Source organism: Staphylococcus warneri, from assembly GCF_900636385.1.
Classification (GTDB): Bacteria; Bacillota; Bacilli; order Staphylococcales; family Staphylococcaceae; genus Staphylococcus; species Staphylococcus warneri.
Genome location: NZ_LR134269.1, coordinates 1,237,389 through 1,258,164 on the forward strand (window position 1 = coordinate 1,237,389; position 20,776 = coordinate 1,258,164).

21 protein-coding genes are annotated in these 20,776 nt (G+C 32.4%); all 21 read left to right on the forward strand.

Annotated features, from left to right (window positions below; all coding sequences use genetic code 11):
- Positions 1-20: 20 nt before the first annotated feature.
- The 21 genes from efp (at position 21) to EL082_RS06230 (ending at position 20,720) form a co-directional block, all read left to right on the forward strand.
- Positions 21-578 carry an elongation factor P gene (efp, locus tag EL082_RS06130; protein ID WP_002465773.1) on the forward strand — a complete coding sequence of 186 codons (558 nt, stop codon included), beginning with the start codon at positions 21-23 and terminating at the stop codon, positions 576-578.
- Positions 579-745: 167 nt separating this feature from the next.
- Positions 746-1,768, forward strand: coding sequence for an N-acetyl-gamma-glutamyl-phosphate reductase (argC, locus tag EL082_RS06135; protein WP_002465791.1), 1,023 nt, complete (start codon positions 746-748; stop codon positions 1,766-1,768).
- Between the two features lie 15 nt (positions 1,769-1,783).
- Positions 1,784-2,977, forward strand: coding sequence for a bifunctional glutamate N-acetyltransferase/amino-acid acetyltransferase ArgJ (argJ, locus tag EL082_RS06140; RefSeq protein WP_049415836.1), 1,194 nt, complete (start codon positions 1,784-1,786; stop codon positions 2,975-2,977).
- A gap of 10 nt (positions 2,978-2,987) precedes the next feature.
- Complete coding sequence (gene argB / locus EL082_RS06145; RefSeq protein WP_015364976.1) at positions 2,988-3,731, forward strand: acetylglutamate kinase; 744 nt, start codon at positions 2,988-2,990, stop codon at positions 3,729-3,731.
- A complete protein-coding gene (locus EL082_RS06150; RefSeq protein WP_015364977.1) occupies positions 3,728-4,864 on the forward strand; it encodes an acetylornithine transaminase in 1,137 nt (378 codons plus the stop codon). The genes argB and EL082_RS06150 overlap by 4 nt, the downstream gene beginning before the upstream one ends.
- 229 nt (positions 4,865-5,093) lie before the next feature.
- On the forward strand, positions 5,094-5,564 hold the full coding sequence (gene accB / locus EL082_RS06155; protein ID WP_002465760.1) for an acetyl-CoA carboxylase biotin carboxyl carrier protein: 471 nt from the start codon (positions 5,094-5,096) through the stop codon (positions 5,562-5,564).
- The gene (accC, locus tag EL082_RS06160; protein WP_002465754.1) at positions 5,564-6,922 is read left to right on the forward strand and encodes an acetyl-CoA carboxylase biotin carboxylase subunit; all 1,359 of its coding nucleotides are present in this window, start codon (positions 5,564-5,566) and stop codon (positions 6,920-6,922) included. The genes accB and accC overlap by 1 nt, the downstream gene beginning before the upstream one ends.
- A 12-nt stretch (positions 6,923-6,934) precedes the next feature.
- Positions 6,935-7,297: an Asp23/Gls24 family envelope stress response protein gene (locus EL082_RS06165; RefSeq protein ID WP_002465721.1), complete on the forward strand. Its 363-nt coding sequence runs from the start codon at positions 6,935-6,937 to the stop codon at positions 7,295-7,297.
- Positions 7,298-7,396: 99 nt separating this feature from the next.
- Positions 7,397-7,783, forward strand: coding sequence for a transcription antitermination factor NusB (nusB, locus tag EL082_RS06170; RefSeq protein ID WP_002465725.1), 387 nt, complete (start codon positions 7,397-7,399; stop codon positions 7,781-7,783).
- A gap of 18 nt (positions 7,784-7,801) precedes the next feature.
- The gene (gene xseA / locus EL082_RS06175) at positions 7,802-9,139 is read left to right on the forward strand and encodes an exodeoxyribonuclease VII large subunit (protein ID WP_103286298.1); all 1,338 of its coding nucleotides are present in this window, start codon (positions 7,802-7,804) and stop codon (positions 9,137-9,139) included.
- The gene (locus EL082_RS06180) at positions 9,132-9,362 is read left to right on the forward strand and encodes an exodeoxyribonuclease VII small subunit (RefSeq protein ID WP_002465761.1); all 231 of its coding nucleotides are present in this window, start codon (positions 9,132-9,134) and stop codon (positions 9,360-9,362) included. The genes xseA and EL082_RS06180 overlap by 8 nt, the downstream gene beginning before the upstream one ends.
- A complete protein-coding gene (locus EL082_RS06185; RefSeq protein WP_015364978.1) occupies positions 9,340-10,221 on the forward strand; it encodes a polyprenyl synthetase family protein in 882 nt (293 codons plus the stop codon). Before EL082_RS06180 ends, EL082_RS06185 begins: the two co-directional genes overlap by 23 nt.
- Before the next feature lie 301 nt (positions 10,222-10,522).
- A complete protein-coding gene (ahrC, locus tag EL082_RS06190) occupies positions 10,523-10,975 on the forward strand; it encodes a transcriptional regulator AhrC/ArgR (RefSeq protein WP_002451915.1) in 453 nt (150 codons plus the stop codon).
- Between the two features lie 15 nt (positions 10,976-10,990).
- The gene (gene recN / locus EL082_RS06195; RefSeq protein WP_002465762.1) at positions 10,991-12,667 is read left to right on the forward strand and encodes a DNA repair protein RecN; all 1,677 of its coding nucleotides are present in this window, start codon (positions 10,991-10,993) and stop codon (positions 12,665-12,667) included.
- Positions 12,668-12,941: 274 nt separating this feature from the next.
- Complete coding sequence (gene lpdA / locus EL082_RS06200; RefSeq protein ID WP_015364979.1) at positions 12,942-14,369, forward strand: dihydrolipoyl dehydrogenase; 1,428 nt, start codon at positions 12,942-12,944, stop codon at positions 14,367-14,369.
- 15 nt (positions 14,370-14,384) lie between these two features.
- Entirely contained in the window at positions 14,385-15,386 is a 1,002-nt protein-coding gene (locus EL082_RS06205) for a thiamine pyrophosphate-dependent dehydrogenase E1 component subunit alpha (protein ID WP_015364980.1), read from the forward strand.
- Positions 15,379-16,362, forward strand: coding sequence for an alpha-ketoacid dehydrogenase subunit beta (locus tag EL082_RS06210; RefSeq protein WP_015364981.1), 984 nt, complete (start codon positions 15,379-15,381; stop codon positions 16,360-16,362). Before EL082_RS06205 ends, EL082_RS06210 begins: the two co-directional genes overlap by 8 nt.
- Positions 16,363-16,374: 12 nt before the next feature.
- On the forward strand, positions 16,375-17,667 hold the full coding sequence (locus EL082_RS06215) for a dihydrolipoamide acetyltransferase family protein (RefSeq protein WP_002465759.1): 1,293 nt from the start codon (positions 16,375-16,377) through the stop codon (positions 17,665-17,667).
- A 150-nt stretch (positions 17,668-17,817) separates the two neighbouring features.
- Positions 17,818-18,255, forward strand: a complete 438-nt coding sequence (brxB, locus tag EL082_RS06220; protein ID WP_002465745.1) for a bacilliredoxin BrxB — start codon at positions 17,818-17,820, stop codon at positions 18,253-18,255.
- Positions 18,256-18,269: 14 nt separating this feature from the next.
- A complete protein-coding gene (locus EL082_RS06225) occupies positions 18,270-19,259 on the forward strand; it encodes an aromatic acid exporter family protein (RefSeq protein WP_002465753.1) in 990 nt (329 codons plus the stop codon).
- A 336-nt stretch (positions 19,260-19,595) separates the two neighbouring features.
- Positions 19,596-20,720: a M20/M25/M40 family metallo-hydrolase gene (locus EL082_RS06230; RefSeq protein ID WP_015364982.1), complete on the forward strand. Its 1,125-nt coding sequence runs from the start codon at positions 19,596-19,598 to the stop codon at positions 20,718-20,720.
- Positions 20,721-20,776: the final 56 nt, after the last annotated feature.

Consider the following 20,776-nt stretch of genomic DNA (forward strand, 5'->3'; position numbering starts at 1 on the left):
TATATTGAGGAGGAAACTGAATGATTTCAGTAAATGATTTTAAAACAGGTTTAACAATTTCTGTAGATAATGGCATTTGGAAAGTAATTGATTTCCAACATGTAAAACCAGGTAAAGGATCTGCTTTCGTACGTTCAAAATTACGTAATCTAAGAACAGGTGCTATACAAGAAAAAACATTTAGAGCTGGTGAAAAAGTAGAACAAGCTATGATTGAAAATCGTCGTATGCAATACTTATATGCTGATGGAGATAATCATGTTTTCATGGATAATGAAACATTTGACCAAACAGAATTACCAGGTGACTACTTAAAAGACGAATTAAATTACTTAAAAGCCAATATGGAAGTTCAAATTCAATCATATGATGGTGAAGTAATTGGATTAGAATTACCGAAAACAGTAGAATTACAAGTAACTGAAACTGAACCAGGTATTAAAGGTGATACTGCCACAGGTGCTACTAAATCAGCTACTGTTGAGACAGGATATACATTAAATGTACCTTTATTTGTTAACGAAGGTGACATTCTTGTTATCAACACTGGTGACGGAAGCTACATTTCTAGAGGTTAATCTAGAAAGGCAGTTTTAACATTAAGCACATAACTTACAATGTTGTAGGTTATGTGTTTTTTTATGCGAACAATTGGGCGTGCATCTTGCCAATTATTAAATTGTGCACTTGCTTTTTTATATTTTATACTATAAAATTGTATAAAAATACGAAAAGAGGTTTAAGTATGCGTATAAGTATTGTAGGAATCACTGGATATTCAGGGCTAGAACTATTGCGTCTTATACATCATCATCCTCATATTGAGGTATCATCAATACATGCTACTCAATCAATTGGTAATCCTATTTCAGATCTATATCCACATTTAAAGGGGATATGCGATTTAACTGTACAACCATTTGATGCAAATGAAATTATGAAACATAGCGATCTAGTTGTATTCGCAACTCCTAGTGGTATTGCTAGTCAATTATCTCCAGAATTTGTCATTTCAGATTTTCCAGTAGTTGATATTTCAGGCGATCATAGATTACCACCAGATGAATATAAATTATGGTATAAAAAAGAACCAGTTGATTATCATATTCAAAAGCAATTCACATATTGTTTGCCAGAGTTTAATACATCTAAGAACCATCGCTTTATATCAAATCCTGGGTGTTATGCAACTGCAGTTGAACTGGCACTCATTCCTTTGTTACAAAACAAATTGATACAGTTAGACTCAATTATCATTGATGCTAAAAGTGGTTTGTCAGGTGCTGGTAAAAATCCTACAACAGCTAGTCACTTTGTTAATATAAATAACAATTATTTAACTTATAAATTAAACGAACATCAGCATATACCTGAAATAATACAGATGTTAAAACATTACGATCATAATTTACAGAATATTCAGTTTTCCACTTCTTTAATACCTGTTAATAGAGGTATCGTTGCAACCATTTACTGTAAATTAAACAATCCGACATTCACTAATCAGATTACAGCAACATATGAATCAATTTATAAAGATAAGCCATTTATACGCATTCTAAGAACCATGCCACAATTAAATGAAGTTGTCGGAACTAATTATGTAAATTTAGGATTTAGATACAATGATAAAACAAATGTTTTAACAGTTATGGTAGTACTAGATAATTTAATCAAGGGCGCTTCTGGACAAGCACTACAAAACATCAACCTTATGTATGGTTTTGATGAAACTGAAGGACTATGCAGTGTACCTCCATTAGTGTAGTAAGGAGTTTAAAAAATGAAAGAAATTTTAGGGAATATTGCGAGTCCAAAAGGTTTTTCTGCAGATGGAATTCATACTGGTATCAAAAAAAGAAAATTGGATTTAGGTTGGATTGTGTCCGAATGTCCATCAAGTGTCGCTTATGTTCAAACAACAAACAAAGTCAAAGCAGCACCTTTAATTTTAAATAAAAGAACAATACAAACTAAAGGAAAAATTCAAGCTATCATTGCCAACTCAGGGATAGCCAATGCATGTACAGGAGAAAAGGGTATGGAAGATGCCATTTCAATGCAACAGCAAACATCAGAATCATTAAGTATCAATCAGGATTTAATTTGTTTTGCTTCTACCGGAATTATTGGTCAACGTTTACCAATGGTTAAAGTTAAAAAAGGTATACAACAACTTAACATAGATGGTAATGCTAATCATTTTGCAAAAGCAATTTTAACTACTGATTTAACAACTAAAACATGTGTCGTAAATGAAACATTTGACCAAACGACTGTGACCATGGCAGGTGTTGCTAAAGGTTCTGGCATGATTCACCCAAATATGGCTACAATGCTAGCTTTTATAACATGTGATGCTAATATTTCTACTGAAACATTGCAAGTTGCATTAAAAACAAATATAGATAAAACGTTTAATCAAATTACTATCGATGGCGATACATCTACTAATGATTTAGTGTTAGTTTTATCAAATGGCTTAGCTAAAAATAAAGAAATTTTACCGAACACTGAAGAATTCACAACATTTTGCAATATGTTAGAACATGTCATGCGTTCACTTGCGATACAAATTGCCAAAGACGGTGAAGGCGCTACAAAATTAATTGAAGTGACTGTAGACGAAATGCCAGATGAAATAACCGCAAGAATGATAGCCAAGACAGTTGTGGGTTCCAATTTAGTAAAGACTGCTATTTATGGAGAAGATCCTAATTGGGGACGCATATTCGCAGCAATAGGTTATACACAATCCAACTTTGACATCAATAACGTTGATATTTTAATAGAAGGTATCCCTGTTATGAAAGGTTCAACACCTATCACTTATAACATTGATACGATGCAAAATAAATTAAAAAATAAAGATATTCATATCAACATTAATATGCATCAAGGTAATACCTCAGGTACTGCATGGGGTTGTGATTTAACTTATGATTACGTAAAAATTAATGCATTATATACAACATAGAGGTAACAAAATGAAACAAATTATAGTAATTAAAATGGGTGGCATAGCTATAAAACATTTAACCGAAGATACTCTTATACAAATAAAGCATTGGATTCAACAAAACTATCAAATAATCATCGTCCACGGTGGAGGTAATGTTATAGAATCATTATTGATAAAAGCTAAACACCCCACAATCAAAAAAGATGGATTAAGAGTAACTGCTAAGGAAGATTTACCAATTATTAAGGATGCCCTGTTTAATTATATTGGTAAAGGGTTAGCTAGTGATTTAAAAGCTGTAAACTTAAATGTTAAGCAGTTAAGAGAAGAACAATTTTTAATCATTCAAGCTGATTATTTGGATTATCATCAATACGGTTCAGTAGGTAAAAATATACAAGTAAATGTAAGTGCAATTCAGAAATATTTAAATCAAAATATGATTCCTGTTATAAGTTCTATCGGTTCACATCAAGATGATGATTTAATTAATATCAATGCCGATCATTTAGCAACAGCAATTGCCATCGCAATGAAAGCACAAAAATTAATATTAATGACTGACGTTCAAGGTGTGATAGAACATGGAACTTTGATAAAAAGGTTAAATATTAGCGATGTGCAATCTAAAATAGACAACCGTATCATTACTGGTGGCATGATACCTAAAGTTGAAAGTGCAGTAGCAACAATTAAGGCAGGAGTTAATGAAGTCATAATTGGAAATAATTTATTAACAGGAACCATCATAGAAGGGAACAACAAATGAGTTATTTATTTCAAAATTACAAAAGAACAAATGTCGAATTCGTAAGAGCAGAAGGAAATGAGTTAATTGATACAAACGGTAATAAATATCTCGATTTTTCTTCAGGTATAGGTGTAACAAATTTAGGATTTCACCCATACGTTAAAGAGCAATTACAGATACAAGTTGCCAGTATTTGGCATACACCTAATTTATATTTAAATACGCTACAAGAAGATGTGGCTCAATTATTAGTACGTCAATATGACTATTGTGTATTTTTCTGTAATAGCGGTGCTGAAGCAAATGAGGCTGCTATTAAATTAGCACGTAAATATACGGGCAAACAATCTATTATATGTTTTGACCAATCATTTCATGGCAGAACATATGGTGCAATGTCTGCTACAGGACAAGGAAAAATAAAAGCAGGCTTTGGAGATGTAGTTCCTCACTTTAGTTATGCAAAATTTAATGACATCAATAGTGTGAAATCACTAATCACTAAAGATACAGCAGCTATCATGTTAGAACTTATTCAAGGTGAATCTGGTATACACGTTGCTAAATCAACCTTTATTAAACAATTAAGTCAACTATGTAATGAACATGATATCTTATTAATCGTAGATGAGGTACAAACTGGTATTGGACGAACGGGTAAATGTTTTGCTTTTGAACATTACGATATAGAACCTGATATTATTACTTCTGCTAAAGGACTTGCTAATGGCGTACCCGTAGGCGCTATGTTAGGAAAGCGAAGTTTATCATATGTTTTTGATTATGGTAGTCATGGGTCTACATTTGGTGGGAATAAACTTGCAATGACAGCTGCCAAAGCCACCTTAGAAACCATTAATGATGCACAATTTTTAAATGACGTTTCAAAAAAATCAGAAGAATTATTTACTAAATTAAACAAAGCTTTATTTGACAACCCTCGTATCATTGACATACGTGGCAAAGGATTAATGATAGGTATTGAAACAGATTTAGACTTGTCTCAACTTGTAAACAAAGCACGTCAGCATGGTTTAATCATTTTAACTGCAGGTCAAAACGTTATACGATTATTGCCACCACTAACCATTAGTTCTCAAGAAATTAATCAAGCAGTATGTGTGTTAAAAGACATCTTTAATGAATCATAAATAAAGTTTAATGTGAGGATATGATTAGCTATTATATCCTCACATTTTTATACTTTTAATGAGTTATCTTAACTATCGTCCTTTGATTTGGATTATCTCTCGATACTGTGATTTTAAGCTAACCATTTTATTTCATAATATAGGATATCTTATCATGCTTGAATTGAAAGGTTGTCTCAAGTAAAATAGACGGGTAGATGAAAACAAACTGAAGGAGTCAGTAATAATTATGAACTTTAAAGAAATAAAAGAATTAATAGAGATTCTTGATCAATCAAACTTAACAGAAATTAACATTGAAGATAATAAAGGTAGCGTAGTTAACTTAAAAAAAGAAAAAGAAACTGAAATTATCACACCTCAAGTAGCACAACAACCAGCACCCTCTGTAGCTCAACCTCAAGTTGCTCAATCTGCACCACAAGTGAGTGAAGATACACAATCACAAGAAGTTGTGGCAGATAATTACGAAACTATTAATGCACCAATGGTTGGTACATTTTATAAATCACCATCACCAGAAGAAGGTGCTTACGTACAAGTTGGAGATAAAGTCTCTAATGACACAACTGTTTGTATTTTAGAAGCAATGAAACTATTTAATGAAATTCAAGCAGAAATCTCAGGTGAAATTGTTGAAATATTAGTAGAAGACGGACAAATGGTAGAGTATGGCCAACCGTTATTTAAGGTGAAATAATGAAAAAAGTACTTATTGCAAATCGTGGCGAAATCGCAGTTAGAATCATCAGAGCTTGCCACGAGCTAGGTATTCAAACAGTTGCTATTTATTCAGAAGGAGACAAAGACGCTTTACATACTCAAATTGCTGATGAAGCATATTGCGTTGGTCCAACTCTGTCTAAGGATTCATATTTAAATATTCCTAATATCTTATCAATTGCTACATCAACAGGATGTGATGGTGTTCATCCAGGTTACGGTTTCTTAGCTGAAAATGGTGATTTTGCTGAATTATGTGAAGCTTGTCAATTAAAGTTTATCGGGCCAAGCCATGAATCTATTCAAAAAATGGGTATAAAAGATGTCGCTAAAGCTGAAATGATCAAAGCCAATGTTCCTGTTGTTCCAGGTAGTGAAGGTTTAGTTCATAATATTGACGATGCGAAAAAAGTTGCAAAGAAAATTGGTTATCCTGTCATAATTAAAGCCACAGCTGGTGGTGGTGGAAAAGGTATACGTGTAGCTCGTGATGAGAAAGAACTAGAAACAGGCTATCGAATGACACAACAAGAAGCGGAAACTGCATTTGGTAATGGCGGGTTATATTTAGAAAAATTCATTGAAAATTTCCGTCATATTGAAATTCAAATCATAGGTGACAGTTATGGTAATGTAATTCATTTAGGTGAACGTGACTGTACAATTCAAAGACGTATGCAAAAATTAGTAGAAGAAGCACCTTCACCAATCTTGTCAGAAGAAACACGTCAAGAAATGGGTAACGCTGCTATAAGAGCTGCTAAAGCCGTTAACTATGAAAATGCTGGAACGATAGAATTTATATATGATTTAAATGATGATAAATTCTACTTCATGGAAATGAATACCCGTATTCAAGTTGAACACCCAGTTACTGAAATGGTTACAGGTGTGGACTTAGTTAAACTGCAATTAAAAGTGGCGATGGGTGAAGCATTACCATTTAAACAAAAAGATATCAAAATTAATGGTCATGCGATTGAATTTAGAATTAACGCCGAAAATCCTTACAAAGATTTCATGCCATCTCCTGGTAAAATCACACAATATTTAGCACCAGGTGGATTCGGAGTCAGAATTGAATCTGCATGTTATACTAATTATACAATTCCGCCATATTATGATTCTATGGTTGCTAAACTTATCGTACATGAGTCAACAAGAGATGAAGCAATCATGACAGGTATCAGAGCGTTAAGTGAATATTTAGTTTTAGGAATTGATACTACGATTCCATTCCATTTAAAATTATTAACAAATGATATCTTTAGAAGTGGTGAATTTAATACAAAATTCCTAGAAAAATATAATATTATGGCTGATGACAACCAATAGGAGGTTAAAACAATGGTCAATGTTGCGGATTATTCTCATACAAATTTAGGCAAAATCGAAATTGCTCCAGAAGTTTTATCTGTTATTGCTAGTATTGCTACATCAGAAGTAGATGGCATTACAGGACATTTTGCAGAATTAAAAAATACTAACTTAGAAAAAATTAGTCGTAAAAATTTAAATAGAGATTTAAAAATAGAAGCTCGAGAAGATGGTATTTATATCGATGTTTATTGCGCTTTTAAACACGGTATCAATATCTCTAAAACAGCTAATCAAATTCAGTCTGCTATTTTCAATCAAATTTCTACAATGGCAGCAATTGAACCAAAACAAATTAACGTTCATATTACACAAATTGTAGTAGAAAAATAAATATTAAATTAAGTTAGGTACTAGTATAGAGATGTCATCAATTTAAAATACATCTCAATAGTACCTAATCTTTTATAAATACGTTTGAAGGAGTTATTTATGAGTCGTAAAGAATCAAGAGTTCAAGCTTTTCAAACTTTATTTCAATTAGAAATTAAAGACACTGATTTAACTATCAAAGAAGCAATTAACTTTATTAAAGATGACTACCCAGATTTAGACTTTGATTTTATTAATTGGTTAGTGACTGGTGTTAAAGATCATGAACCCGTATTAGATGAAAAAATCAAACCATATCTTAAAGATTGGTCACTCGAAAGATTACTAAAAACAGATCGTATTATCTTACGCATGGCAACTTTTGAAATATTACACAGTGATACACCAGCTAAAGTAGTCATCAACGAAGCCGTTGAATTAGCAAAACAATTTAGTGATGATGATCATTATAAATTTATCAATGGCGTACTGAGTAACATAAACTAATAAAATTGAGTGATATATATGACTGATTACTTAACAGTTTCGACATTAACAAAATATATTAAGTATAAATTTGATCAAGACCCACATTTACAGTCTGTTCTTATAAAAGGAGAACTTTCAAATTTTAAAAAACATTCAAGTGGGCATTTATATTTCAATGTAAAAGATAAAGAAAGCGTTATTAGTGCAATGATGTTTAAAGGTAGTGCTTCTAAACTCAATTTCGAACCTAAAGAGGGCGATGAAGTACTATTAGAGGCACGTGTATCTGTCTATGAACGTAGAGGCAACTATCAAATATATGTAAATAAGATGCAGCTTGATGGTATTGGTAATCTATATCAAAAATTGGAAGAACTAAAGAAAAAACTTTCAAAAGAAGGTTATTTTGATAATAGTAATAAAAAACCTATACCGCGTTTTCCCAAAAGAATTGCTGTCCTTACTGCAAGTACAGGTGCCGCTATCAGGGATATACATTCAACAATCAATAGTCGCTATCCACTTGTGGAACAAGTACAAATTAGTACATTAGTACAAGGGAAACAAGCCAAAGACGACATTATAGAAAAGATTAAGTATTCAGATCAATTAGATGTAGATACCATTATTGTTGGACGTGGTGGAGGATCAATTGAAGATTTATGGAACTTTAATGAAGAAGAAGTTGTTAAAGCTATATTTGAATGTCAAACGCCAATTATCTCAGCAGTTGGACATGAAACCGATTTTACATTAAGTGATTTTGTGGCTGATGTAAGAGCGGCTACACCAACACAAGCTGCAGTTATGGCAACGCCAGATCAGTACGAATTATTGCAACAAATCAAGCAATATCAATTCACTCTAACTAGACATATTAAACAATATGTGGAACAACATAAAAAGCATCTTGAACATCTAGCCTCGTACTACAAATTTAAACAGCCATCTCTCTTATATGATCAACAAATTCAAAGAAGAGATGATCTTGAGAAGCAATTAAATCAAAAGTTGGCTAGTAAGTTAGAGCAACAACAACATCAATTAAATATTTTGAAACAAAGATTTAATCCAAAACATCTCGAAACGTCTATTGTTAGAAATCAACAACAAAATGGTCAACTTAAATCACGACTAACTCAAAAGATAAATAACGATTTATCACAATATAAAAATGCACTTAAATCAAAAATTGAACAACTGAATCAATTAAGCCCAACAAATACTATGTTACGTGGATACGCAATTGTAAACAAAGATGATGACGTAGTTACAAGTACCAAAGATATGTCGGAAAATGATGAAATTGTTTTAACTATGAAAGATGGACAAATTGATGCTATTGTTAAGAAAGTAAGGTGTAATGATGAGTAAAGAAAAACAAAGCTTTGAAGAAATGATGCAAGAACTTGAGAGCATTGTACAAAAATTAGATAATGAAACTGTATCATTAGAAGAATCTCTAGATTTATATCAACGAGGAATGAAATTATCTACAGCATGCGATTCAACATTAAAAGATGCCGAGAAAAAGGTAAATAAATTAATGCAAGAAGAAGCAGAGGAACAAGATAATGAAGAAACTACAAATGAATGATTTAATTAATGAAATAAATGACGCTCTTAAGAAGTCAATACCAGAGTCTACTCTAAATACGAATTTAGAAGAAAGTATGCTTTATTCTCTTAATGCAGGTGGAAAAAGAATTAGACCTGTATTATTGTTACTTACTTTAGATATGTTAAATGAAGATTATCGTCAAGGTATGCAAAGCGCTTTAGCCTTAGAAATGATTCATACATATTCACTTATTCATGATGATCTTCCAGCAATGGATAATGATGATTATCGTAGAGGCAAGCTTACTAACCACAAAGTATATGGTGAATGGAAAGCCATTTTAGCCGGCGATGCACTTTTAACTAAAGCTTTTGAACTCGTATCTTACGATTCAGCTTTAAGTGACACCAAAAAAGTTAAAGTCATACAAAGACTAGCTTTTGCTAGTGGACATCTTGGTATGGTTGGTGGACAGACACTAGACATGCAAAGTGAAGATAAAGCTATAGATATTTCAACATTAGAATCTATTCATAGAACAAAAACAGGTGCACTACTTACTTTTGCAATTATGAGTGCAGTAGACATTGCCGACACTGATGAACATACATCTGCAATGTTAAATGAATTTAGTGACCATCTTGGATTAATGTTTCAAATCAAAGACGATTTATTAGATATATATGGCGACGAACAAAAGCTAGGTAAAAAAGTGGGTAGTGATTTAGAAAATGATAAAAGTACTTATGTCTCATTATTGAATAAAGGCGGCGCAGAGGATAAATTAAATTATCATCGTAATGAAGCACTCAAATGTTTAGATAAAATAAGTGATCAATATGAAACTACAAATTTAAGAGACATAGTAGATTTATTCTACCATCGTGATCATTAATTTTATTTATTTTTCCATTTTAATCACATAATAGAGGTTAACAGAAATTATTTTCAATTTTTGTTAACCTCGTTTTATGTTCAAAATTAAATTCAAAATTGTTATACAATAATTATTCATCAATATCATCAAAATGCATATAAAGTACGATTAATTTATTTGTATAATAATATTCTTAAAAAACTATATTAACAGTTTTTTAACGTGCTTTATTACCTTGTTTAAAAGGGTGATGAGTAGTAGTTAATAAATGCATATGTTAAAATAACTGTATAAATATTCGTAACTAGAGGTGTTAATTTTGCCAAAAAAATCGGTAAGACATATAAAAATCAGAGAAATAATATCGAATGAACAAATTGAAACACAAGATGAATTAGTTAAACGATTGAATGAATATGAATTAAATGTGACACAGGCGACAGTCTCTCGTGATATTAAAGAATTACAACTAATAAAAGTACCAGCTGCATCAGGCCAATATGTTTATAGTTTACCTAATGACCGTAAATATCATCCTCTTGAAAAACTCGGAAGATATTTAATGGACTCATTTGTAAATATAGAAGGTACCGGTAATCTACTAGTATTAAAAACATTACCAGGTAATGCACAATCTATAGGCGCAATATTAGACCAAATCGATTGGGAAGAAGTGTTAGGTACAATTTGTGGTGATGATACTTGCCTTATTATTTGTCGTAATGATGAAGCGAGTGAAGAAATCAAAACTAGAATTTTCAATTTATTATAAGGATGCGATGAATTTATGTTACAAACCTTATCAATAAAACAATTTGCAATCATCGATGAATTAGAAATTCAATTTTCAGATGGTTTAACTGTTTTAAGTGGTGAAACAGGTTCAGGTAAATCAATTATTATAGATGCTATTGGACAACTTATTGGTATGCGCGCGTCATCAGATTATGTTAGACATGGTGAGAAAAAAGCAATCATTGAAGGGATATTCGATATCGATAATAGCAAAGATGCGATACATGTGTTACAAGATTTAAATATAGATATCGACGAAGACTTTTTATTAGTTAAAAGAGAAATTTTTAGTTCTGGCAAAAGTATCTGCCGAATTAATAATCAAACAATTACGTTACAAGATTTAAGAAAAGTGATGCAGGAACTTTTAGATATTCATGGTCAACATGAGACGCAATCATTGCTTAAACAAAAATATCATTTACAATTACTCGATGATTACGCTGGCGATCAATATAGTGATCTTTTATCACAATATCATGATGTCTTTAATCGATATAAATCTAAGCGCAAAGAACTCGAAGAACTAGAATCTGCTGACCAAGCATTACTACAAAGATTAGACTTGATGAAATTTCAATTAGAAGAATTGACTGAAGCATCTTTAAAAGAGGGAGAAGTCGATCAGCTAGAAACAGATATTAAAAGAATTCAAAATTCAGAAAAATTAAGTTTAGCATTAAATAATGCACATATGACTTTAACAGATGAAAATGCAATTACTGATCGACTCTATGAGCTAAGCAATTTCTTAAATGAAATTAATGACATCGTTCCAGATAAATATGTGAAATTAAAAGAAGAAGTCGATCAGTTTTACTATACGTTAGAAGATGCCAAGCATGAACTTTATGATGAAATGACTAACACTGAATTTGATGAACAAGTCCTTAATGAACTTGAATCACGTATGAACTTGCTTAATAACTTAAAGCGCAAATATGGTAAGGATGTTTCTGAGTTGATTGCATATCAAGGCAAACTTGAAAATGAAATCAATAAAATTGAAAACTATGAACAAAGCACATCTCAATTACGTGAAGAGATTAACGATTTATACAAACAAGTGATTAAAGTAGGTAAATCGTTATCTGCTAAAAGAAGGAAAGTTGCAAGAGAATTAAGAGACCACATTGTATCAGAAATACAAAATTTACAAATGAAAGATGCCAATTTAGAAATTTCATTTAAACCACTCGATGAACCAAATATTGAAGGTATTGAATTTGTGGAATTTTTAATTAGTCCAAATAAAGGTGAACCTTTAAAAAGCTTAAATAAAATAGCTTCAGGCGGAGAACTATCTAGAATTATGCTTGCATTAAAAAGTATATTTGTTAAATCAAGAGGACAAACAGCTATTTTATTCGATGAAGTTGATTCTGGTGTTTCAGGTCAAGCAGCTCAAAAAATGGCTGAGAAAATGCGTGATATCGCTGAATATATTCAAGTTATATGTATTTCACACTTACCTCAAGTAGCTACAATGAGTGATCATCATTTACTTATTTCGAAACATACTACAGAAGATCGAACAACCACTCAAGTTAAAGAACTTGAAAATGATGATCGGATTGATGAAGTAGCTCGTATGATTTCTGGCGCAAGTGTTACAGATTTAACGAGAGAAAACGCAAAAGAAATGATTGCTCAAAATCAAAGAAAATAATGTCTTAGATTTAAGTAAGTAAAACTTCTATTTAAAAAGTAACCTTAATCTTTGATGAATTGTTAGTCTTTATATTTTCCGGTAGTATTGATTAGTCACTTTTTATACAAAAAAATGAAGTTTTTAGAATTTCGAAAATGTTTTAACTGATGTAGAATATTATAGTATTGATTAATTTTGAAGATGCAAAGAAAGATAACCATTTATTATCAGAGAATTTTTAATAAACTTAGTTTTATTAATGTTCTCTATACATATAGTTAGGAGTAAGCAAATGTCTGAAAAGCAATATGATTTAGTTGTATTAGGTGGTGGCACTGCAGGTTATGTAGCAGCAATACGTGCTTCACAGTTAGGTAAAACGGTTGCTATTGTTGAAAAATCGCTATTAGGAGGTACGTGTTTACATAAAGGATGCATTCCTACTAAATCACTACTAAAATCTGCAGAAGTAGTCCATACTATAAAAAATGCGAAACAATTTGGTATTGAAGTTCCTGAGTATCATTTGAATTATGAACGTATTTTAGATAGGAAAGATGAAATCGTAAATCAAATGTATCAAGGTGTTCAGCATTTAATGAAACAGAATCACATTGATGTGTTTAACGGCACTGGTCGTATTTTAGGAGAATCTATATTTTCTCCACAAAGTGGTACGATATCAGTAGAATTTGAAGATGGAGAAAATGAAATGATTCCAAATCAATTCGTACTTATAGCTACTGGTTCTTCACCACAACCGTTGCCATTTTTAAACTTTGATCATCAAGTAATATTATCGAGTGATGATATTTTAAATATGGATATTTTGCCAGATAGTATCGCAATTATTGGTGGGGGTGTCATTGGTTTAGAATTCGCATCGTATCTTACGGATTTAGGTGTCGATGTGACAATTATTGAAGCTAATGAACGCATTTTACCAAATGAAAGTGCTCAAATTGCAAAAACAATTAAACGAGAATTAGAAAATCGCGGAGCAAAATTCTTTGAAAATGTTGCCTTAGATGAACAAAGTGTTGAGATTAACAAAGATAACAATAGCGCAACAATTCATATGAATAATCAACAAATCTCTGTAGATAAAGTCTTGTTATCGGTTGGACGTAAACCAAATACTTCTGATATCGGATTACAAAATACAAAAGTGAAAACGACTCAATCAGGTCACATTATCACAAATCAATATCAACAAACTGAAGATAAGCATATATATGCTGCAGGTGATTGTATTGGTAAATTGCAATTAGCACATGTAGGGTCAAAGGAAGGTATCGTTGCAGTTGAACACATGTTTGATGATTCACCTTTACCTATCAACTATGATTTGATGCCAAAATGCATTTACACTTATCCTGAAATAGCTTCAATAGGGAAAAATTTAGAACAGGCTAAAGAAGCTAATATTAATGCTAAAAATTACAAAGTTTCATTTAAAGCAATTGGTAAAGCAATGATAGAATCTACTGGTCCACAAAATGGCTTTTGTGAAGTGGTAGTTGATCAGGATCAAGATGAAATAATTGGATTAAATATGATTGGCCCACATGTAACAGAATTAATCAATGAAGTATCATTATTACAATTTATGAATGGCTCATCATTAGAATTAGGTTTAACCACTCATGCCCATCCATCTCTATCTGAAGTATTGATGGAACTTGGCCTAAAAATTGAAAACCGAGCAATTCACGTTTAAATAGGAGGAAATAACATGATTGACTATAAGTCAGCAGGCCTTACAGAAGAAGACCTAAAAAATATGTATAAATGGATGGACCTTGGACGCAAATTAGATGAAAGACTTTGGTTACTCAATAGAGCTGGAAAAATTCCTTTCGTCGTTAGTGGTCAAGGACAAGAAGCAACTCAAATTGGTATGGCGTATGCTATGGAACAAGGCGATATTTCATCTCCATATTATAGAGATTTAGCTTTTGTAACATACATGGGTATGACGCCACTCGATACAATGTTAGCTTCTTTCGGTAAGAGAGACGATATTAACTCAGGTGGTAAACAAATGCCATCTCACTATAGTCATAGAGAAAAAGGTATTTTATCTCAAAGTTCTCCAGTAGCTACTCAAATTCCGCATTCTGTAGGTGCAGCATTAGCGCTAAAAATGGACAAAAAGCCAAATATCGCTACTGCAACAGTTGGTGAAGGTAGTTCTAACCAAGGAGACTTTCATGAAGGCTTGAACTTTGCTGGCGTACATCAATTACCTTTTGTATGTGTCATTATAAATAATAAATATGCAATTTCAGTACCTGATTCCTTGCAATATGCTGCAAAAAATTTATCAGATCGTGCCATTGGTTATGGTATGGAAGGTGTACAAGTTGATGGTAATGATCCAATTGCAATGTATAAAGCTATGAAAGAATCGAGAGACAGAGCACTTAATGGTGAGGGTGCAACTCTAATTGAAGCAATCACAACTCGAATGACAGCACATTCATCAGACGATGATGATAAATATAGAACACAGGAAGAACGTGACGGATTAAAAGAAGCCGATTGTAATATCCGCTTTAAAAATCATTTATTAGATTTAGGAATCATTGACGATGCTTGGTTATCGGAAATAGAACAAGAACATAAAGACATTATTAATCATGCGACAAAAGCTGCAGAAGAAGCACCATATCCTTCAGTTGAAGAAGCTTATGCCTATGTTTATGAAGAAGAAGGGAGTATCAATCATGACTAAGCTATCTTATTTAGATGCAATTCGCCAAGCACAAGACTTAGCTATGGAAAAAGACCAAAACACTTTTATTCTTGGTGAAGATGTTGGTAAAAAAGGTGGCGTATTTGGTGCTACTTTGGGATTACAAAGTAAATATGGCAAAGAACGCGTCATTGATACACCATTAGCTGAATCAAATATCGTTGGTACTGCAATAGGTGCAGCCATGTTAGGTAAACGTCCTATTGCCGAAATTCAATTCGCAGATTTTATTTTACCAGCTACAAATCAAATTATTAGCGAAGCAGCAAAAATGCGCTATCGTTCCAATAATGATTGGCAATGCCCGATTACAATCAGAGCACCATTTGGTGGTGGCGTGCATGGTGGATTATATCATTCACAAAGTATTGAAAGTATCTTTGCTTCAACACCGGGATTAACAATTGTTATACCATCATCCCCATATGACGCCAAAGGATTACTGTTATCTTCAATTGAATCTAACGACCCAGTGCTTTACTTTGAACATAAAAAAGCATATCGCTTCTTAAAAGAAGAAGTACCAGAAGATTACTACACAGTCCCTTTAGGTAAAGCTGATGTAAAACGTCATGGCGATGACATAACAGTATTTTGTTATGGATTAATGGTTAATTATTGTTTACAAGTTGCTGATATTCTTGCAGAAGATGGTATCAACGTTGAAGTAGTTGACTTAAGAACTGTTTATCCACTAGATAAAGATACTATTATCGACCGTGCCAAAAAGACAGGAAAAGTCTTATTAGTCACTGAAGATAATTTAGAAGGTAGCATTATGTCAGAGGTATCCGCTATTATCGCTGAAAACTGCTTATTCGACTTAGATGCACCTATTATGCGATTAGCTGGTGCCGATGTACCTTCAATGCCATTCTCACCAGTTTTAGAAAATGAATTAATGATGAATCCTGAGAAAATACAGGCGAAAATGCGTGAACTCGCAGAATTTTAAGGAGGCTTTACAATGGATATTAAAATGCCAAAATTAGGCGAGAGTGTTCATGAGGGTACAATTGAGCAATGGCTCGTATCTGTTGGTGACCATGTCGATGAATATGATCCACTTTGTGAAGTAATTACTGATAAAGTAACAGCAGAAGTACCATCTACAGTTTCAGGTACGATAACAGAATTAACTGTAAGTGAAGGGGAAACTGTAGAAATCAATACAGTCATTTGTAAAATTGATTCACCTGATGAGAGTAATGCAAATACATCCTCAAATGAGGATAAACAAAATGAGTCACACTCTCAATCGCAAAACGTAGCAGATGAGACAGCAACAAAACAACATCATACTGCTCAACATCATAATGATAATCAACCTAAAAATAATGGTCGCTTTTCACCTGTAGTATTTAAATTGGCGTCTGAAAATCAAATTGATTTATCACAAGTACCAGGAACTGGATTTGAAGGTAGAGTTACCAAAAAAGATATCTTAGCGTATATCAATTCAACAGATTCACATTCAACACAAACTAACACGTCACAATCATCAGTTAACGCACAACCAAAAGTTACAACAGAAGCAAACGATTCACAACAATGGGACGGTGATCAAAGTACAATACCTGTTAATGGTGTTCGTAAAGCGATTGCTAATAACATGGTAACAAGCGCAACTGAAATACCACATGGTTGGATGATGATTGAGGCAGATGCTACTAATTTAGTTAAAACTAGAAACTATCATAAAAATAGTTTTAAAAAGAATGAAGGCTACAATCTTACATTCTTTGCTTTCTTTGTCAAAGCAGTCGCAGAAGCATTAAAAGCTTACCCTATGTTAAATAGTAGTTGGAATGGCAATGAAATTGTCATTCATAAAGATATCAATATTTCCATTGCAGTTGCACATGAAAATAAATTATATGTACCAGTCATTAAACATGCTGATGAAAAATCAATTAAGGGTATCGCTCGAGAGATTAATGAACTAGCTCAAAAAGCAAGAAATAATCAATTAACTCAAGAAGATATGCAAGGTGGCACATTTACTGTTAATAATACAGGTTCATTTGGTTCTGTATCCTCAATGGGTATTATCAACCATCCACAAGCAGCTATTTTACAAGTTGAATCTGTCGTTAAAAAACCTGTGGTCATCGATGATATGATAGCAATTAGAAGTATGGTTAATCTTTGCATATCCATCGACCACCGTATCTTAGATGGTTTACAAACTGGCCAATTTATGAATCATATTAAACAACGCGTAGAACAATACACAGTAGAAAACACTAATATATATTAGTCACTATTTTATTCGTAGACATAAGTACTTTCTCATTTACGAAAGTATTTATGTCTATTTTAATTTCCAATAATCATGCATGTTGAAGTATCGAAGTTTAATTAGTAAAATAAAGACAGTTAAATTAATAACGAAAGGTGATTCTAATTTATGGATTTAAACTTTGATTTATATATGAACGGGGTCGTGGACCAAGCAAGAAACGAAATTGAAGAAGCTGGCTATGAGCAACTAACAACAGCTGATGAAGTTGATAAAGTATTAAAACAAGATGGTACAACACTTGTTATGGTTAACTCTGTGTGTGGTTGTGCAGGTGGTATTGCACGTCCAGCAGCTGCACATGCACTACATTATGATAGATTACCAGATCGATTAGTAACTGTATTTGCTGGACAAGACAAAGAAGCTACACAACAAGCTAGAGATTATTTTGAAGGTTATGCACCTTCAAGTCCTTCATTCGCATTGATTAAAGATGGTAAGATCACAGAGATGATTGAACGTCATCAAATAGAAGGTCATGATGTCATGAATGTGATTAATCAATTACAAAACTTGTTCGATCAATATTGTGAAGAAAGATAAGAGGTCCTAGTCAGATGCTCAAGTTAAATCCGTATAAGATTGGATTTAGAACACTCAAGACAGCAGTAGGAATGACATTAGGTGTTATAATTTGTAAGCTTTTGGGCCTCGATAACTATGCTTCAAGTGCAATACTTGTTGTACTTTGTATTAAACATACTAAAATGCATTCACTAACGGCAATTGTTTCTCGCTTAGTATCATGCTTATTAATCCTATTTTTAGGGTCAGCAATATTTTCAATACTAGGACAACATGCCGTCGTATTAGGTTTAATTGTATTATTGTTTATTCCATTAACAGTTGTATTAAATGCGCAAGAAGGTGTTATTACAAGCTGTGTTATATTACTACATGTTTTCAATGCTAAAACAATCAATGGACATCTGATTCTTAATGAAATAATGTTGTTAATTGTTGGACTCGGCATTGCCTTTATAATGAATTTAATCATGCCAAGTTTAGACAAAACGTTAAAACATTTTAAGAATGAGATAGAACATCAAATTACTGATGTTTTTATAGCTTTTGAAAATGCATGTAAACACGATAACCATGAACTCAATATTACTTTTGAACCGCTTGCATTAAATATTAGAAAAGCCAAATCATTAGCATTTAGAGATGTTAAGAATCACTTTGTAAGAAATGAGAATTCATATTATCATTATTTTGATATGCGCGAAGAGCAACTAGATTTATTAAAAAGAATGAAATTTTTAATTGAAAATATACAAACTAAAGATCCAATTTTAGACCGAATTTCACAATTACTCTCTGAAATAGGTAGTAATGTTAATAGCAATGACTATACTGCTTTACGTTTACATTCATTGTATGAAATAAGATTATCTTTAGATGAATTACCATTGCCGACTTCACATCAAGCTTTAAATTCGCGTGCTAATATTATTCAATTACTTAACGAATTAGAAGAGTATTTAAATATTAAATCTCAATTTGGCTCATTAAAATTGCATAGTGAAATTAAAAATTATGCTTAAAAATATAAATTTCCATATACAAAAGCCAGAGACATCAATCATAGATGTCTCTGGCTTTTTAAATATTTTAAAAGATTAGTTCAACATTGGGACTAAACTAGTAAGTAGTAGGGCTAATACTACCGCTACTAACATCACTACTATAATTACACGTAATACTTTATTCGTCATATGAAGTTCCTCCAATTGCATAAAACGTATTTAAGACTTAATTCATAATACAAAATCTAGGTATAGATTAACATTATATGATTTAATTCTGAATTGCAATCGATTTATTTTTGATATATTCAGAATTCAGTTAAACTGTAGTTATAGGATTAAGGGGGAATGACAATGATGAATAAAGAACGTCTCTTAGATACATTTTTAGAATTAGTAAAAATCAATTCAGAAACTGGTAATGAAGAGAAAATTCAACCCATTTTAAAACAAAAATTTGAAGCACTCGGGTTAAAAGTTGAGGAAGACCAGGCAAGTCAAACAGATGGTTTAGGTGCTAACAATCTTGTTTGTACGATGCCAAGTAATATTTCAAATAAAGATGTACCTAAATTATATTTTACAAGTCATATGGATACTGTAGTTCCTGGTCTTGATATCAAGCCCCATGTTGCAGAAGATGGCTACATATACTCAGATGGAACTACCATTCTAGGTTCTGATGATAAAGCAGGTTTAGCAGCTATTATTGAAGCAATTACTACTATAAATGAACAACACTTATCCCATGGACAAATTCAATTTGTAATTACAGTAGGTGAGGAATCAGGTCTATTAGGTGCTCAAGCTCTGGATACATCTTTATTAGATGCTGACTTTGGATATGCTATTGATGCCAGTGTTGACGTCGGTACTACTGTTGTCGGCGCCCCAACACAAATGAAGATTAATACAACAATTAACGGGAAGACTGCGCATGCAAGTACACCAGATGAAGGTATTAGTGCTATTAATATAGCCGCTAAAGCGATTAGTAAAATGCATCTAGGTCAGATCGATGATTTAACTACTGCAAATATAGGTAAATTTCATGGTGGTTCAGCAACAAATATTGTAGCTGATGAAGTAATTATCGAAGCAGAGGCACGCTCACATAATGATCAAAGTATTGAAAAGCAAGTACAACACATGAAAGATACCTTTGAACAAACTGCTAAAGATTTAGGTGGTCAAGCTCACGTAGAAATAGAGAAAAGTTATCCTGGATTTAAGGTTAATGATGATGAACTGGTAACTAAAATAGCTAAAGAAAGTGCTGTTACTTTAGGGCTAAAAGGTAATACAGTAATCTCTGGCGGCGGTTCAGATGGTAGTATCATTAATACGTATGGTATTCCATCCGTTATTTTAGGGGTTGGTTATGAAAATATTCACACTACAAGTGAAAGAATTGCCGTTAAAGATCTTAATATGTTAACTAGCCAAGTACTAAAAATTATTGAACTCGTTGCAGATTAGCACGGCCAATTTAGTGAAGTATGTACACAATTTGTGATACAATATGAATGAAATAT

Excerpts from the sequence above, each read along its gene's own strand:
- argC (WP_002465791.1), top strand. The coding sequence starts at position 746 with ATGCGTATAAGTATTGTAGGAATCACTGGATATTCAGGGCTAGAACTA.
- efp (WP_002465773.1), top strand. The coding sequence starts at position 21 with ATGATTTCAGTAAATGATTTTAAAACAGGTTTAACAATTTCTGTAGAT.
- EL082_RS06165 (WP_002465721.1), top strand. The coding sequence starts at position 6,935 with ATGGTCAATGTTGCGGATTATTCTCATACAAATTTAGGCAAAATCGAA.
- EL082_RS06150 (WP_015364977.1), top strand. The coding sequence starts at position 3,728 with ATGAGTTATTTATTTCAAAATTACAAAAGAACAAATGTCGAATTCGTA.
- brxB (WP_002465745.1), top strand. The coding sequence starts at position 17,818 with ATGGATTTAAACTTTGATTTATATATGAACGGGGTCGTGGACCAAGCA.
- EL082_RS06210 (WP_015364981.1), top strand. The coding sequence starts at position 15,379 with ATGACTAAGCTATCTTATTTAGATGCAATTCGCCAAGCACAAGACTTA.
- argB (WP_015364976.1), top strand. The coding sequence starts at position 2,988 with ATGAAACAAATTATAGTAATTAAAATGGGTGGCATAGCTATAAAACAT.
- EL082_RS06230 (WP_015364982.1), top strand. The coding sequence starts at position 19,596 with ATGATGAATAAAGAACGTCTCTTAGATACATTTTTAGAATTAGTAAAA.
- nusB (WP_002465725.1), top strand. The coding sequence starts at position 7,397 with ATGAGTCGTAAAGAATCAAGAGTTCAAGCTTTTCAAACTTTATTTCAA.
- xseA (WP_103286298.1), top strand. The coding sequence starts at position 7,802 with ATGACTGATTACTTAACAGTTTCGACATTAACAAAATATATTAAGTAT.
- lpdA (WP_015364979.1), top strand. The coding sequence starts at position 12,942 with ATGTCTGAAAAGCAATATGATTTAGTTGTATTAGGTGGTGGCACTGCA.
- EL082_RS06205 (WP_015364980.1), top strand. The coding sequence starts at position 14,385 with ATGATTGACTATAAGTCAGCAGGCCTTACAGAAGAAGACCTAAAAAAT.
- EL082_RS06225 (WP_002465753.1), top strand. The coding sequence starts at position 18,270 with ATGCTCAAGTTAAATCCGTATAAGATTGGATTTAGAACACTCAAGACA.
- EL082_RS06185 (WP_015364978.1), top strand. The coding sequence starts at position 9,340 with ATGAAGAAACTACAAATGAATGATTTAATTAATGAAATAAATGACGCT.
- recN (WP_002465762.1), top strand. The coding sequence starts at position 10,991 with ATGTTACAAACCTTATCAATAAAACAATTTGCAATCATCGATGAATTA.
- accC (WP_002465754.1), top strand. The coding sequence starts at position 5,564 with ATGAAAAAAGTACTTATTGCAAATCGTGGCGAAATCGCAGTTAGAATC.
- EL082_RS06215 (WP_002465759.1), top strand. The coding sequence starts at position 16,375 with ATGGATATTAAAATGCCAAAATTAGGCGAGAGTGTTCATGAGGGTACA.
- EL082_RS06180 (WP_002465761.1), top strand. The coding sequence starts at position 9,132 with ATGAGTAAAGAAAAACAAAGCTTTGAAGAAATGATGCAAGAACTTGAG.
- accB (WP_002465760.1), top strand. The coding sequence starts at position 5,094 with ATGAACTTTAAAGAAATAAAAGAATTAATAGAGATTCTTGATCAATCA.
- argJ (WP_049415836.1), top strand. The coding sequence starts at position 1,784 with ATGAAAGAAATTTTAGGGAATATTGCGAGTCCAAAAGGTTTTTCTGCA.